The sequence below is a fragment of the Rubricoccus marinus genome (genome assembly GCF_002257665.1).
Classification (GTDB): domain Bacteria; phylum Bacteroidota; class Rhodothermia; order Rhodothermales; family Rubricoccaceae; genus Rubricoccus; species Rubricoccus marinus.
In genome coordinates, this window is sequence record NZ_MQWB01000014.1 from 51,327 (window position 1) to 64,658 (window position 13,332).

The window sequence follows — 13,332 nt, forward strand, 5'->3', positions numbered from 1 at the left end:
ATCCCCACCGACTATCCATATCTGTAATTCACGGACTTGCGTACCCACGCAGGAACCGTTGGAATCCCTCCATAAGCGATCCGGCCGGTGCTTTCAGGGCACACGGGACCCAACTTGACACTTCGAGGTGTAAACTGACAACCCCGCCGTCACACTGCGCCCGCCGCGCACCCCAACCGTGCTCTACCCCCGCCAGACCGAGCTCCTTGCGCTCCTCCGCGACGCCGTCCGCCGCGGCGGGGCGGCCCCGAACGGGAGCGAGCTCGCTCGGCGGATGGGGCTCGCCAACGTGTCCGCGGTCTACGCCCATCTCCGCAAGCTGGAGGCGGCCGGGTTCGTCGCGCTCACGTCCGGGGGCCGGGGCGTCCCGCTCCAGATCGAACTCACCGAGTCCGGCGAGCGCCACGGTCGCGCGCGCCCCTGGCCGCGGCTCGGGAAGATCCCCGCCGGGCCGATCACCGACGTGGCGGCCCAGGCCGACGACTTCGTCGCGACGCTCCCAGACCTCGTGCCCGCGATGCGGCCCGGCGACTACCTCCTGGTCGTCGACGGGGAGTCGATGACGGGCGCAGGGCTCCTCCCCGGGATGACGCTCGTCATGCGGCCCGACGTGACCCCGACCGACCGCGACGTGTGCTCGGTCTACGTCGAGGGCGAGGGGAATACGCTCAAGCACGTCGTCGAGGACGGCTCGTACGTCGTGCTCGTCGCGCGCAACCCCGAGTACCCCGACCAGCGCGTGCCTAAGAGCATGGCCTGCGTCCAGGGCGTCGTCGTCGCCGCGCTCGCCGTCCAAACCTTCCGCTAAGCCGCCCCCACCACGACCCATGACCTCGACGACCCTCCCGCCCCGCCGCCGAACGATCCGCACGAAGGCCGACGCCGAACGGGCGGTCTACGCCGACCTCCGGCAGATCGCCCGGAGGCTCCGCTCGCGGGAGAGCCCCGGGATCACGCTCGCGACGACGGGCCTGGTCCACGAGGCGTACCTCTCGCTCCAGCGGAGCCACGGGGCCGGATACGAGATCGGCTGGAACGCCGAGGTGTCCTTCGGGCTCTACGCCACGGCCATGCGGAACGTGCTCGTGAGCGCGGCCCGCCGGAGGCGCGCCGACAAGCGAGGCGGCGGGGCGGCCACCGTTCCGATCTCCGAGCACGACGTCCGCGCGGGCGCCGACCCGACGGGCGTTGAGGGCTGGGCGCACCTCACGGTCGATCTCGACGCGGCGATGGAGCGGGTCCGCCGCGCGAGCGAACGGCTTCACCGGGTCGTCGAGCTCAAGTTCTTCGCCGGCCTCGAGATCGCCGAGATCGCGGGGGTGACGGGGACGAGCCCGGCCACCGTGAAGCGGGATTGGGAGAAGGCCCGCGCGCTGCTCTACGCCTACGTCTCCGAGGACTCCACGTCGCAGGAGACCATCGACGCGCCACAAGCCGGATGACGCAGCCCCCCGCCCCACTCTCGAACGGCGGGGACGCCGCCGGACCGACCTCTCTCGACACGCTCCGCCTCCTGGTAGAGCAGGCGGCCGAGGGGCACCCCGTCGGCGAGCACGTCCGGGTCGACGGGGTCCTCCTCGACCTCCTCATGGACGCTGACTCCGCCACCCGGGCGTCGGTGATCGAGACGGCACGAGCGCTCTCGCCCGACCTGGGCGAACGGGCCATGCGTCTCGCGTGGGCGTTTTCCGCCGCGCCAGAGGCCGACTTCCTCTCGCGCCCGGCGGCAGAATCGTTCGCGGCCTGCGTCGCCGATCCCGCCCTCGCTCCGGGCGACACGGTGGGCGACTACCGCGTCGTTCGAGAGATCGGGCGCGGCGGCATGGGCGTCGTGTACCTCGCCGAGCGGTCGGACGTAGGGCTCCGGGCCGCGGTCAAGGTGCTGTCCGGCCCCGTCGTCGCCAGCGGGGTCGAAGACCCCGACGCCCAGCGGTTCTTGGACGAGAGGCGCCATCTCGCGACGCTCTCCCACCCCAATGTCGCCCGGCTCTACGACGCCGGCCACACGGCAGACGGGCGTCCTTACTTCGCGATGGAGCACGTCGACGGCGAGCCCTTCCCGGCCTACGCCGACCGCCGAGGGCTCAGCCTCCGCGACCGGCTCGCGCTCTTCGAGCAGGTCTGCGCGGCCGTCCGGCACGTCCACGGGCGCGGCCTGGTCCACGGCGACGTGAAGCCCGAGAACGTGCTCGTGGCCGACGACGACGAAGGCCGCCCGGTCGCCAAGCTCCTCGACTTCGGCGTCGCGACCCGCTGGAGATCTTGGGGTGACGGCGCCAGCGGCGCCCAGTCTTCGACGTGCCAGCCGTTCACGTACGGGTCCGCGGCGCCCGAGATCGTCGCCGGTGGAGAACCGACGCCCGCGTCTGACCTGTACTCGCTGGGCGTGCTGCTCCGCGAACTGGTCCGGCCACCCGCGAGCCGCAGCGCGCCCCGAGCGGTGGTCGACGCTCTCGAGTCGCTCGTCGAGCGGGCGACGAGCGCGGAGGTCGGACGCCGCCCCCCGACGGTGGCAGACCTCTCGGCGGAGCTCCGAGCGCTTACGTGGAGACCCCGGCCAGCGCAGCAGGCCGAATCGTGGGCCTTCGGAGCCGCGCTCGGGACCCTCGCCGCGCTCGCCGGAGCGGCGGTCTTCGCGCGGCTGCGGGGTCGAGGCTAGCGCCCCCCGCGGCGTGTGCCGAAGTGACGGGCCTCCAGCGCGAAGCCCCCTCCCCTGCCCTTCTCGGTCTGCTCCATGTGCCGCCGGAGCGCCTCTTGGACGACGTCGTTCTGGCTCACGCCGCCCTCCTCGGCCGCCGCCCGGACCTTGGCGCGCATCCACGCCGGGACGTTCCAGTTGCCCTGGACGATCCGCTCGTAGCCCTCCTCGCCCGGCGCTGGCGCTTCGGGTCGCTGGACGGGCTTGGCCGGCCCGATGGCGTTGCCGGAGGCTGCCTTGCCCGGTGCCGCCTTGCCCGAGGCCGGCTTTCGGGTGGCCTTCTTCGCCTTCTGCTTTGGGCCAGCCGGTTCAGCTGGGGCCGGGGTGAAGGCGCCCTCGAACGCGGTCCCCTCGGTCGTGGCCGGTTCGATGTTGAGACGGGGCTTGCGGGATGATGCCATGGATCTAAGGTCTAGACGCTAGATGCTAGGGTGTAGAGTCTACGTCCTAGATGATTCGGGGCGACGGGCGCGCTTCGATCTCGTCGGCCAGCGCGGCGTAGTCCTGGGCGGCCGTCGAGGCGCGGTCGTAGAACGGGAGCGGGACGCGCGCCATCTCGGACTCGCGCACGCGGACGGTCTCCCGGATGTAGGTCTTGAGCCCCCCCTCCCCGTCCGGGCCTGCCACCTGCTGCGCGACGTACTCGGCGAGGTCGAGGTCGTGGTGGCTCGACACGTTTACGCGCGTGGCGAAGGCGCCCGAGACGGGCGTCGTCCCGAACCGCTTCGAGAGCTCGACGACGTCGACGAGCCCGTCGAGCGCGCCGCGGCCCGACGCGACGGGCACGTAGACCTCGTCGGCGGACGCGAGCGTGGCCGTGACGAGCGCCGACGCCTGGGGCGGCGAGTCGATGACGACGAAGTCGTAGTCCGCCTCGACGGCGTCGAGCAGCGCGACGAGCCGGTTGGCGAGCCGGGCGACGGCCTGGCCCTCGAACTGGACGAGTTGGCGGCTGGCCGGGACGAGGTGGAGCGCGCCGCCGTTCTCGGCGAGCGGCTTGTCCCAGAGCCCCTCGGGCCGGAGCACGGCGGCGGCGGCTTCGATCTCGCCCTTGAGGTACTGCGCCGCGGCGTGGGACGGGTCGAGCCCGGCCGATTTGGTCAGCGTCGCCTGCGGGTCGAGGTCGACCAGCAAGACGCGGCGGCCACGGCGGGCCAGTTCGGCCGCGACGGCGAGCGAGGAAGTCGTCTTGGACGAGCCGCCCTTGAGGTTGCTGAAGGCGATGACGCGCACGGGGGAGGGGGGATGGCCTAGCCCCTAGATACTACCGGCTAGGGTCTATTGTCGAGAGTCTAGACACTAGTCGTGATACATAGGACTCTCGTGAGCCGTCGCGGCGCAGCGAGGCGCTGAACGGAGCGAACAGAGCCTAGGGTCTAGATGCTAGAACGACATGAAGCACAGCGTTGCGAGGACGCCCGTTGGGCGCGCCGCCTGCGTCTATGGTTCGTCGCGGTCGGAGGGGCGGTCCTTGCCGTGGCTGTGGGGGCGCTGCTCGGCGTCCGCGTCAACACCACGCCCAGCCTCCCGAGAGGGCTCTACGTCGCCTCGGCACTGGGAGAGCAGCCGGTCGCGCGGGGCGACTTGGTGGCCGCGTGCCCGGACACGGCAGCGGTCCAACGTCTCGGCCGGTACTGGACGAACGGGCGGTGTCCCGGCGGCACCGGTCGCCCCAACGGCGTCCGGCCGCTCGCGAAGCCGGTCGCGGGCCTCCCAGGCGACACCGTCCGCGTCGACCGCGGCGGCGTTTGGGTAGGGGGTAGGCTCCTGCCGTCGAGCGCGCCGCTCGTCCGCGACCGTGCGGGACGACCCGTCCGGCCCGCACTCGGGGTGCGCGTCCTCGGACCTGGCGAGTACTGGCTCCACTCGGGGCGGGTGCCCACGTCGATCGACTCCCGCTACGCCGGACCCGTCCGCGTCGTCCTCGAACGGCTCCGGCCGCTCTGGACGGAGGACTGAGCCTCGGCGCGGCCGGGGCGCGCTCTACCCGTCGGACCCGCCCGGCCACCTCTCCGAACGAGGTGACAGCCCGGTGAGCGTAGCCCGAGGCGGGTCCCGACTTCCCCAACCCCGTCCGTGCCCACGTCCTCCCGCCCTCAACAGACCCGGACTGGCGCCGACGGGAGCGCCGAAGCGGGGCGCGAGGGCCGCTACCGCGAGCTCATGGAGCGGTACCTCGGCCCGCGCGTCGTCGAGGCCTTCGCGGACGACGACGTAACCGAGGTCTACGTCAACGGCGACGGCCGGCTGCGGCTCGACACCCACTCACGGGGCAAGGTGCTCGCGGGCGTCCAGCTCCGCGCCGCCCGCGTCGAGCAGTTCCTGCACGCCGTGGCCGCCTTCCACGGCGACGCGCTCCACGGCGGCACGCCGACCGTCCAGGCCGAGCTCCCCGACGCCACGTTCGGGGGCGCCCGCCTCCAGGGCTTCCTGTCGCCACTGGCGGAGGCCTCGTGCTTCGTGATCCGCAAGCGGGCCTCGCGCGTGTTCGACCTCGACAGCTACGTCCCCACCGTGATGACGGCGAAACAGCGGACCGCGCTCCGCGACGCCGTACACGCCCACGAGAACATCCTGGTCTGCGGAGGCACCGGCTCGGGCAAGACGACGCTCTGCAACGCGCTCTTGAAGGAGATGACCGACCTATTCCCAGAGGAGCGGATCGTGGTCCTGGAGGACACGGGCGAGCTCCAGTGCGCGGCCGACGACCACCTCCAACTGAGGACCTCCGACGACGTATCGCTCGCCGACCTCGTCCGGCACACGCTCCGCTGCACCCCCGACCGGATCGTCGTGGGAGAGGTCCGCGACGAAGCCGCGCTCCACCTCTTGGACGCTTGGGCGACGGGCCACCCCGGAGGCTGCGCGACGCTCCACGCGACCACGGCGCTCGGGGCGCTCCACCGGCTCGGGCGGCTCGCGCAGCGGGCCAACGTGCCGCCCCAGCACGAGTTGGTGGCCGAGGCCGTCGGTGTCGTCCTCGTGATCCAGGGCGGCAACCAGGGGCGGCGCGTGACGGAGCTCGTCCGCGTCGACGGACAGACGGAAGGGACCTACGAGCTCTCGCCCGTCTAAGCGCCGCTGTGAGCGCGACGTCGCCCGGGTGAGCCTCGGACGCGGCCCGCCGCGCTCTCGCGCAGTAGGCGGCCCTCCAGGGCCTCTGGCGAGCCGCCGCGACCTCTCACTCCACCCCGCGCCCATGCCCCGCTCGCTCCAGCCCGACCCCAGCCGCTGCGTCCTCGTCGGACGCGCCCTCACGCTCCTCGCCCTCGCGGCCGTCCTCGCCGACCCCGCCGCGGCCTCTGGCGGCGCGGCCATGCCGTGGGACGGCCCGCTCCAGACCATCGCCGACGCGCTCACCGGCAACACCATCCGCCTCGTCGCCGTGATCGCGCTCGCCGCCGGCGGCATCGTGTGGGCATTCACCAAGAACGAGGAGGGCGTCAAGCGGATCGGCCAGGCCGTGCTCGGCCTCGGCGTCGCCATCGGCGCGGCCTCGTTCGCCGCCACGCTCGGCATCTCAGGCTCGACGTTTTGAGCGCGGTCCGCAGCGGGGGAGGGGGGACGCTCCCCGAGCGGCCCGTCCACCAGTCGCTCGTCCGGACGCCCCGCTACGCCGGGGTCGACCGGACCTTCCTCGTCTTGGAGGTCACGCTCGTCGTTTGCCTGGGCTACCTCATGGGCGTCTCGTGGGCGACGGCGGGCGTCGTGCTCCTCACCGTCGGCGTGGTCCACCCGCTCATGGTCCGGCTCTCGGCCGACGACGAGCTCCTGCCGCACCTCGTCGTGCGGACGCTCACGCAGGCCGACGCCTACGACGCGCTCCCGCACGCCTCTGGCTCGGGCCGCAAGCCGAGCCCGGCCGTTCCCACGCCCTAGCCGAAACGGCTAGAACCTAGCGTCTAGACCCTAGATCATGAGTTTGATTTCTGCCGCCGCCGGCTTGGCCGCCGGGTCGCTGGGTGCCACCGCGCTCGGGAAGCTCCGCGAGCACCGGAAGGCGCCGCGTGCGCTCTCGGACCTGCTCGGCTGGGGCTTCCTGGTGGGGGAGGGGGTCGTGCTCACGAAGGACGGATCGTTCCTGGCCGCCTGGCGCGTCCGGGGCCGGGACCTCGCGTCCTCGACGGTGGGCGAGGTCGCCGCGCTCGCCACGCACGTCGGCGCCGCGCTCTCGGCCTACGGCGACGGCTGGATGATCCACGCCGATGCCGTCCGCCGAGAGGCCGTCGGCTACGCGCTGCCCGAGCGGTGCCACTTCCCCGACCCCGTGAGCGCGCTCGTCGACGAGACGCGCCGCGCCCGCTACACGGCGACCGCCGAGCACTACGAGACCGAGTCGGTCTTCTCGCTCACCTACACGCCGCCCCCGGGGCTGGTCGGCCGTCTGCAAAAGGCCGTCGTCGCCGGACGAGACGGGGCGCGCGATGGTTCGCGCGGCGGCGTCGACTGGGACCGGCTCCTCGGCCAGTTCGAGCGCGAGGCGCGCGGGCTCCGCGACCGCCTCTCGTCGGCCGTCCGGATCGAGCGGCTCGGGAGCGCGGACCTGCTCCGGCACCTCCACGAGTGCCTGACAGGGCTGCCCCACGCCGTCGGCGTGCCGGGGCGTGGGGCGTACCTCGACTACGCGCTCGCCGACCAGCCCTTCGTCGGCGGCTTCGAGCCGCGCGTGGGCGGCAAGCACGTCCGCGTCGTCGCCGTGCAGGGCTACCCGAACACCACGACGCCCGGCCTCGCCGACCCGCTGCTCCGGCTGCCGTTCCCGTACCGGTGGAGCCTGCGGTTCCTGCCGTTCTCGCCAGCGACGGCGACCAAGGTGATCGGCAAGGCCCAGCTCGGGTGGTTCCAGAAGCGGCGCGGCGCGGGCGACTGGGTGAAGGACATGGCCTCGAAGGAGAAGCGCCAGGACACCGAGATGGACCTCGCCTTCCAGGACGCGAACGCGAGCCAGATGGTGCTCGACGCCGGCGCCGCTCGGGCCTCGAACACGGGCGGCGAGCTCCGCTTCGGCTACCTCACGGCCTGCGCCGTCGTGATGGCGGAGAGCGGGCGCGCGGCGGACGACCGGGCGGCCGGGCTCCTCAAGGCCGTCCGCGACCTCGGGTTCACGGGCCGCGTCGAGGACGTGAACGCCGTCGACGCCCTCATTGGCTCCCTGCCGGGCCACGGCCACGCCAACCTCCGCCGCCCGGTCTTGTCGACCGACAACCTGGTCGACTTGCTCCCGCTCACGGCCCCGTGGGGCGGGCACCGCGAGGTCCCGAGCGGGCTCTTCCCCCCGGGCTCGCCGCCGCTTCTGTGGGCGAGGACGGACGGCTCGACGCCGTTCCGCCTCTGCCTCCACGAGGGCGACGTGGGCCACACGCTCGTCGTCGGCGCGACGGGCGCGGGCAAGTCCGTGCTCGTGGGCCTGATTCTAGCACAGTGGCGCCGCTACGCCGGAGCGCGGACGGTCACGTTCGACGTCGGCTACAGCCACTACGTCTCGGGCCGCGCGATGGGCGCGGCGCACTACGACCTTGCCGGGCCTCTGGCAGCAGGCCGCCCGGTCGAGATGCAGCCGCTCCGCGACGTGGACCGGCCCGAGGTGCGGACGTGGGCCGTCGACTGGGTCGAGTCCCTCGTCGAGCTCCAGGGCGAGCGGCTCTCGCCCGACGAGCGGGGGCGCCTGGCCCACGCCGTCGGCCTGCTGGCGGAGAGCCCGCCCGAGGACCGGACGCTGACGGCGCTCCTGGTCGGGCTCGGCGACGAGCGGCTCCGGGCGCTCGTCCGGCCCTACACGCTCGAAGGCCCGTACGGCCAGCTCTTCGACGCCGACCGCGACTCCTTCGGGGCCGGTAACAGCCCCAGCAGTGGAGAGGAAGCCGTCCGGCACCAGGTCGTCGAGCTCTCGCACTTGGTCGGGATGTCGGACCGCGTGCTCGTGCCGGCGCTGACGTACCTCTTCCGCCGCGTCGAGGAGGGCCTGGACGGCTCGCCGACGCTCATCGTGATCGAGGAGGCCTGGGCGGCGCTCATGCACGGCCGCTTCGCCGACCGCCTGAGGCAGTGGCTCCTGACCCTCCGCAAGCGGAACGCGGCCGTCGTGGTCGTGGCCCACAGCCCGGCCCAGTTCCGCGACCCCGGCGTCAAGGGCGCGCAGCTCCTCGTCGAGAGCTGCCCGACGCGGATCTTCCTGCCCAACCCCGACGCCGCCGAGCCCGACACGGCGGCGCTCTACCGCTGGCTGGGTCTCAACGAGGCCGAGGTGTCTCGGCTCGCGCGGGCACGGAAGAAGCAGGACTACTACGTCCGCTCGCCGTCGGGCGCCCGGACGTTCGACCTCGCGCTGGGGCCGCTGGAGATGGCGTTTCTGGGCACGCTCCCCGGCCGCTCAGCCGACGAGACCGTCCGCGAAGCCGCGCGGCTGGCGGACGCCGACCCTGAGAAATGGCTGACCGAGTGGCTCCGTCTCTGCGGCCTCGATGCCGAAGCCGACGCGCTGGAGCGTTCGTATCCGGTTCGTCTTGGCCCATGCGCGAGCGACGCTACCGCGCCGACGCGGCGCTGACCAGCTCGCGGACGGTCGCGGCGAACGGGACGAGGGCGGCCTCTCCGCGGTGGCCGTCGAGACTCGGCGCCTCCGGGACCACGAGGCGGAGCGGGCGGGCGTGGCGCTCCAAGAGGTCGCGCGCCTTCGACGAGGCCACGTAGGGCGTCCACCCTGCCGCGCCCTCGCCCCAGTCGGCTATAGCGAGGAGCAGGGGGAACGTCTCCGCCCAGTCGCCCCAGCGAGGCCGCGGGCCACCCGCGAGGAGGGCCGACCACTCCGCGACGTCGGCCGCTCGGTACGCGGCCGGGGACGCGCCCGTCGGCACGACGACGCGCGCCAGCGTCATCTCGCCCAGCGCGACGCGGACGGCGACCGTCGAGTACCCCAGCGACTCCGCCAGCTCGCGGACCGTCGAGGGCCGCTCTCGCCCGAGGAGCGCGGCAAAGAGGTCCGCCTTCGCGCTCACGCCGAACGCGGCCCGGAGCCGGAGCACCACGGCCGACGGGTCCGAGAGGTCCGGCGTGTCCGCCCCCTTCCCGGGACGCGCGTCGAGGCCGCGCGGTCCTGCGAGCCGCTTCCACCGGCGGTCCCCGGCCTCGACGGCCGAGGCCGCGAACGCCCCCAGTGAGCTCTTGGCGTCCCCCGTCGCGAAGCGGTCCGACAAGGACCGGATCCGCTGAACGCTCAGGAGCCTTGACCCGGCGGACGCCCACCACAGCAGGACGTCGCCCAGGCGGCGCTCGTGCGGGACGAGCGCGAGCGAGGCGAGCACGAGCGCCTCGGGATCGAGGACCGTCCGGGACCGGGGGCCGCTGGCGAGCGCCCCGAGGGCGCCCCACTGGCGCCACGCCGCGTCGAGGGCGGCCTCGCGCGCCTGCCGTCCGAGGTCTGAAGAGGCGTCCGTGCTAGTCATCGCTCTCGAGGGTGCGGTCGACGACCTGGTCTACCATGTCGCCGAAAACGGGGCTCTCGTCCTGCGTCCGCACCCAGGCCGCCGCGTCCGCCAGCTCGGACCGCGTCGGGGCGAGCGCCCGGAGGTCCTGGAAGTGGACGCTCCTCGGCCCCCGGTCCACGGCCGCGAAGAGCTTGAGCGCAACGAGCGTCCGCCGCCCGACGAGGCCGAGTTCCAGGCCGCCCGGGGGACCGCCGAACCGGAGCCACGTGAGGTCGTCGCCCAGGCCGGGCGGGAGGCCCGTCCGCCACTGCGCAGCGATCTCGGTGTTGAGCCAGTCCGACGGGAGCCCGAGGTCGCGGGCCACCGCGGCGGCGGCGCGCACGACCGGCTCCGGGAGCGGCTCCGGGTGCTCGACCCCGCGGCCGGACGATGCCGACACGCGCGCGATCACGTCCACGTCGGTCGTGGTCCGGTCGACGAGCCCGAGGAGGCGGAGCGCGGCGCCCCCCACGGCCACCAAGCGCGCGGCTTCCCCGTCGGCCGCGAGGAGCTCGCCGAGAGCCGTGAGGGCTCGTTCGAGAGGGATAGCACCAACCATGGGACCGATTGTCTTTCGTATCGCGAAAGATAATCAATCGAACCCGGTGCACCTCGTCTCTCGACTCGCTCTCCCCACCCCGATGGGGTCGGCCTCAGTGGGCGGCCTCGAGTCCTACGCCCTGGTCGGCTGGCGCAGCACGTCCAGGGGTGAGCGCATCGACCACGCGCAAGGCCTCGGAGTCCCGCGTGAGCCGCCAGAGGCCCGGACCGCGCTCTCGGGGTGACGCCACTCCCACGAGCCCCCAGAACCATGCTCCGTCCCAGCCTGTCCCTGCGCCTCGCGCGCATCCTCCGCCTCCGGCGCTCCGTCGGCCTCGCGGCGATGCTCGGCCTCGTCGCGCTCGCGCCCGCCCAGGAGGCGAAGGCGCAGTGGGCCGTCGTCGACCCGGCCCACATCGCGAAGTCGGTCATGAACGGCCGCCAGATCGTCCAGCAGCTCGCCGCCCAGCGCGACCAGCTCCGGGCCTTCCGCGACAACGTCCGCAAGCTCCGGTCCTACAACGTCCGCGACGTGACGGGCTTCATGTCGCACCTCGACCGGACGATCGCCTCCGGCGGCCAGCTCGCCTACTCGTCGGCCAACCTCGGGCGCGAGTTCGACCAGGCGTACCGCTCGTTCGACCTCGCCGACCCGACGGCCGAGATCGGGCGCGTGCTCGAGAACCAGCTCTCGGGCTCGCTCAACACGCTCCGAGCGCTCCGCGAGCACGCGACGCAGCTCCAGGCGTCGCGCCGCGACCTCCAGGGGTTCCAGAGCCAGGTCCGCTCGGCGACGAGCGCCCAGCAGGTCGCCGAGCTCCAGGGGACCATCCAGGCCTACCAGGCGCAGGAGACCCAGATGCTCCGGCAGGTCATGATGCTCCAGGTCGACCAGGCGGCGCGCGCCGAGGCGAGCGAGGCGGCCGTGCAGGCCTACGCCCGCGAGGTCGGCAAGGCGCAGACGGCGCGGAGCCGCGACTACGCCCGCCGGATGGGCGGTCGGGACTACGGCCGCGGCCCGGTCATCGAGTAGCGCCCGGCACTGCCGGATGACGGGAGGGCCGTCACCGCCGTCGCCTAGCGTCGGTGGCGATGGCCCTCTCACTCATTTCCAGACCCATGCCCCGCTCCGTTCCTTCCGTGCTCCTCGCCGCTCTCGTCATCCTCGCTGCCGGTTGCGGTCCTGGCGATGCGCCAGAGGCTACGCCGAGCGAGGCCGCGCCGGGCGTCGCCCACCTCCAGGCGTGTCTCAACGACGCGCCGACCGAGCCGTGCCCCGCCAACCCCGATGTGGACGGGGCCTACTGGACGGCCCAGCAGGAGGCGCAGAGCGTGGCCTACCTCGACGCCGCCGAGCTCTGCCTCCGCGCCGCCATCGACGGGCACAGGGCAGCCCGCGAGGGCGCCTGCGTCGACGTCTACCAGGCCTACGTCGCCGAGGGCGTCCGCTCCGACCTGGGCGGGCGCCTGGACGAGACCGAGGCGCGGCGCGGGTACGCCAAGGCTCGGATCGCGCTCCAACGCCAGCGCTCCCAGACGTTCATCGACGGGATGCGGGCCAACCCCGGCCCGGACGTCCCTCAGACCATCGACTAGCCCGTGACGAGCCTGCCCCTCCGACCTCTCCACGCCGACCGCCAGCAGCCTCGCGCGCGCCGCGTGCTCGGTGGAGCGGGTCTCGCGGCCCTCGCCCTCGCGCTCGCCCCAGAGGCCGCGGCGCAGCTCCCGCCCCCGGAGGTGCTCGACACGATCGTCGAGGACTTCCGCACGGCGGCCGACTCGGCCCGGCCCGCGCTCCTCGCCATCGCGCGCGGGACGTTCGGCGTGCTGGCGATCATCGAGATCGCGCTCAGCGGGCTCTTCTGGACGCTCCGCGCCGAGGGTCCGTACAAGGTGCTCACCGGGCTCGTCGTCAAGCTGGGGTGGCTCGCGTTCGCCTTCGGGCTCATCGCGACGTTCGACCAGTGGTTTCCGCCGGTCATCAACGGGTTCCTCGCGGCGGGGCAGTCGGCCTCCCCGGGCACGTTCAGCCCGGGTGAGGTGCTGGGTCTCGGCGTGCAGATCTCGACGTCGATGGTGGGAGCCATGTTCGAGGAGCTGTCGCTGCTCGACATCGACGGCCCGACGCTGACCAACATCGTGCTCGTGGCCATCGCGGCGCTCGTGATGGAGATCCTCTTCGCCGTCATCGCGGGCATGGTCGTCCTGGTGCTCGTCGAGTCGTTCCTTGTCTTGGCGTGCGGGTCGCTCGTGCTCGGGTTCGCCGCGTTTCGCGGGACGGCGTCGCTCGCCGACCGGTTCGTGGCCTACGTGTTCGCGGTCGGGATCAAGCTGTTCCTGCTCTTCCTGCTCGTCTCCGTCGGGATGGACATCGCGGAGGCGTGGCTCCCCATCATCGAGTCGAACCCGGGCGACGTGGCGCCGATGCTGGCCGTCCTGGGCGGGGCGATCACGTTCGCGCTGCTCGTGATCGTGCTGCCGTCGAAGGCGTCCTCGTTCCTCACGCGCGACTTCCAGCCCGGCTTCGTCAAGGCGCTCGCGTCCGTGTAGGCCCCGGCGCGCCCCCTGCGTTCTGGCTTGGCCCGCAGGGTGTAATCGTGATTCCATGGAATCGTAGGTACACCCTGTGGC

Annotated in this window: 15 protein-coding genes; 11 read left to right on the forward strand and 4 right to left on the reverse strand. The window is 73.0% G+C overall.

The annotated features are described in order from the left end of the window. The first annotated feature begins 178 nt into the window (after window positions 1-178). Genes BSZ36_RS18270 through BSZ36_RS18280 form a run of 3 tightly spaced genes read left to right on the forward strand, consistent with a single transcriptional unit; the run spans window position 179 to window position 2,659 of the window. Window positions 179-808, forward strand: coding sequence for a LexA family protein (locus BSZ36_RS18270; protein WP_094551993.1), 630 nt, complete (start codon window positions 179-181; stop codon window positions 806-808). Between the two features lie 19 nt (window positions 809-827). Beyond that, window positions 828-1,442, forward strand: a complete 615-nt coding sequence (locus tag BSZ36_RS18275; protein ID WP_094551996.1) for an ECF-type sigma factor — start codon at window positions 828-830, stop codon at window positions 1,440-1,442. After that, window positions 1,439-2,659: a serine/threonine-protein kinase gene (locus tag BSZ36_RS18280; protein WP_094551998.1), complete on the forward strand. Its 1,221-nt coding sequence runs from the start codon at window positions 1,439-1,441 to the stop codon at window positions 2,657-2,659. The genes BSZ36_RS18275 and BSZ36_RS18280 overlap by 4 nt, the downstream gene beginning before the upstream one ends. Here the strand turns inward: BSZ36_RS18280 and BSZ36_RS18285 are convergent. Both BSZ36_RS18285 and BSZ36_RS18290 read right to left on the reverse strand, forming a co-directional pair. Further along, window positions 2,656-3,099, reverse strand: coding sequence for a hypothetical protein (locus BSZ36_RS18285; RefSeq protein ID WP_094552000.1), 444 nt, complete (start codon window positions 3,097-3,099; stop codon window positions 2,656-2,658). The two genes, BSZ36_RS18280 and BSZ36_RS18285, sit on opposite strands and share 4 nt — an antisense overlap. Before the next feature lie 46 nt (window positions 3,100-3,145). Continuing rightward, window positions 3,146-3,931 (reverse strand): ParA family protein, encoded by a 786-nt coding sequence (locus tag BSZ36_RS18290; protein ID WP_094552002.1) that lies wholly within the window; start codon window positions 3,929-3,931, stop codon window positions 3,146-3,148. A 147-nt stretch (window positions 3,932-4,078) separates the two neighbouring features. Between BSZ36_RS18290 and BSZ36_RS18295 the strand changes: the two genes are divergently transcribed. The 5 genes from BSZ36_RS18295 (at window position 4,079) to BSZ36_RS18315 (ending at window position 9,245) form a co-directional block, all read left to right on the forward strand. After that, window positions 4,079-4,657, forward strand: a complete 579-nt coding sequence (locus BSZ36_RS18295; RefSeq protein ID WP_094552004.1) for a S26 family signal peptidase — start codon at window positions 4,079-4,081, stop codon at window positions 4,655-4,657. Between the two features lie 117 nt (window positions 4,658-4,774). Further along, window positions 4,775-5,773, forward strand: coding sequence for a P-type conjugative transfer ATPase TrbB (trbB, locus tag BSZ36_RS18300; RefSeq protein ID WP_218827765.1), 999 nt, complete (start codon window positions 4,775-4,777; stop codon window positions 5,771-5,773). A gap of 124 nt (window positions 5,774-5,897) precedes the next feature. Further along, complete coding sequence (locus tag BSZ36_RS18305; RefSeq protein ID WP_094552006.1) at window positions 5,898-6,236, forward strand: TrbC/VirB2 family type IV secretion system protein; 339 nt, start codon at window positions 5,898-5,900, stop codon at window positions 6,234-6,236. Then, window positions 6,233-6,577, forward strand: coding sequence for a VirB3 family type IV secretion system protein (locus BSZ36_RS18310; protein ID WP_094552008.1), 345 nt, complete (start codon window positions 6,233-6,235; stop codon window positions 6,575-6,577). Before BSZ36_RS18305 ends, BSZ36_RS18310 begins: the two co-directional genes overlap by 4 nt. 37 nt (window positions 6,578-6,614) lie before the next feature. Continuing rightward, window positions 6,615-9,245, forward strand: a complete 2,631-nt coding sequence (locus tag BSZ36_RS18315; protein ID WP_094552010.1) for a hypothetical protein — start codon at window positions 6,615-6,617, stop codon at window positions 9,243-9,245. On the opposite strand, the gene BSZ36_RS18320 is transcribed toward BSZ36_RS18315, so the two are convergent. Next, entirely contained in the window at window positions 9,223-10,140 is a 918-nt protein-coding gene (locus BSZ36_RS18320; protein ID WP_094552013.1) for a hypothetical protein, read from the reverse strand. The two genes, BSZ36_RS18315 and BSZ36_RS18320, sit on opposite strands and share 23 nt — an antisense overlap. Continuing rightward, the gene (locus BSZ36_RS18325) at window positions 10,133-10,720 is read right to left on the reverse strand and encodes a hypothetical protein (RefSeq protein ID WP_094552016.1); all 588 of its coding nucleotides are present in this window, start codon (window positions 10,718-10,720) and stop codon (window positions 10,133-10,135) included. The genes BSZ36_RS18320 and BSZ36_RS18325 overlap by 8 nt, the downstream gene beginning before the upstream one ends. Window positions 10,721-10,972: 252 nt before the next feature. Here BSZ36_RS18325 and BSZ36_RS18330 point away from each other — a divergent pair, with 252 nt between their 5' ends. From BSZ36_RS18330 to trbL, 3 genes are all read left to right on the forward strand, one after another. Next, window positions 10,973-11,734: a type IV secretion system protein gene (locus tag BSZ36_RS18330; RefSeq protein WP_094552020.1), complete on the forward strand. Its 762-nt coding sequence runs from the start codon at window positions 10,973-10,975 to the stop codon at window positions 11,732-11,734. An 86-nt stretch (window positions 11,735-11,820) separates the two neighbouring features. Further along, complete coding sequence (locus BSZ36_RS18335) at window positions 11,821-12,297, forward strand: hypothetical protein (protein WP_094552023.1); 477 nt, start codon at window positions 11,821-11,823, stop codon at window positions 12,295-12,297. A gap of 3 nt (window positions 12,298-12,300) precedes the next feature. Then, window positions 12,301-13,251, forward strand: a complete 951-nt coding sequence (trbL, locus tag BSZ36_RS18340) for a P-type conjugative transfer protein TrbL (protein WP_094552026.1) — start codon at window positions 12,301-12,303, stop codon at window positions 13,249-13,251. The last annotated feature ends 81 nt before the right edge of the window (window positions 13,252-13,332 follow it).

Coding starts and splice junctions, on each gene's coding strand:
- BSZ36_RS18275 (WP_094551996.1), top strand. CDS start 828: ATGACCTCGACGACCCTCCCGCCCCGCCGCCGAACGATCCGCACGAAG.
- BSZ36_RS18280 (WP_094551998.1), top strand. CDS start 1,439: ATGACGCAGCCCCCCGCCCCACTCTCGAACGGCGGGGACGCCGCCGGA.
- BSZ36_RS18285 (WP_094552000.1), bottom strand. CDS start 3,099: ATGGCATCATCCCGCAAGCCCCGTCTCAACATCGAACCGGCCACGACC.
- BSZ36_RS18295 (WP_094552004.1), top strand. CDS start 4,079: ATGCTAGAACGACATGAAGCACAGCGTTGCGAGGACGCCCGTTGGGCG.
- BSZ36_RS18305 (WP_094552006.1), top strand. CDS start 5,898: ATGCCCCGCTCGCTCCAGCCCGACCCCAGCCGCTGCGTCCTCGTCGGA.
- BSZ36_RS18315 (WP_094552010.1), top strand. CDS start 6,615: ATGAGTTTGATTTCTGCCGCCGCCGGCTTGGCCGCCGGGTCGCTGGGT.
- BSZ36_RS18320 (WP_094552013.1), bottom strand. CDS start 10,140: ATGACTAGCACGGACGCCTCTTCAGACCTCGGACGGCAGGCGCGCGAG.
- BSZ36_RS18325 (WP_094552016.1), bottom strand. CDS start 10,720: ATGGTTGGTGCTATCCCTCTCGAACGAGCCCTCACGGCTCTCGGCGAG.
- BSZ36_RS18330 (WP_094552020.1), top strand. CDS start 10,973: ATGCTCCGTCCCAGCCTGTCCCTGCGCCTCGCGCGCATCCTCCGCCTC.
- BSZ36_RS18335 (WP_094552023.1), top strand. CDS start 11,821: ATGCCCCGCTCCGTTCCTTCCGTGCTCCTCGCCGCTCTCGTCATCCTC.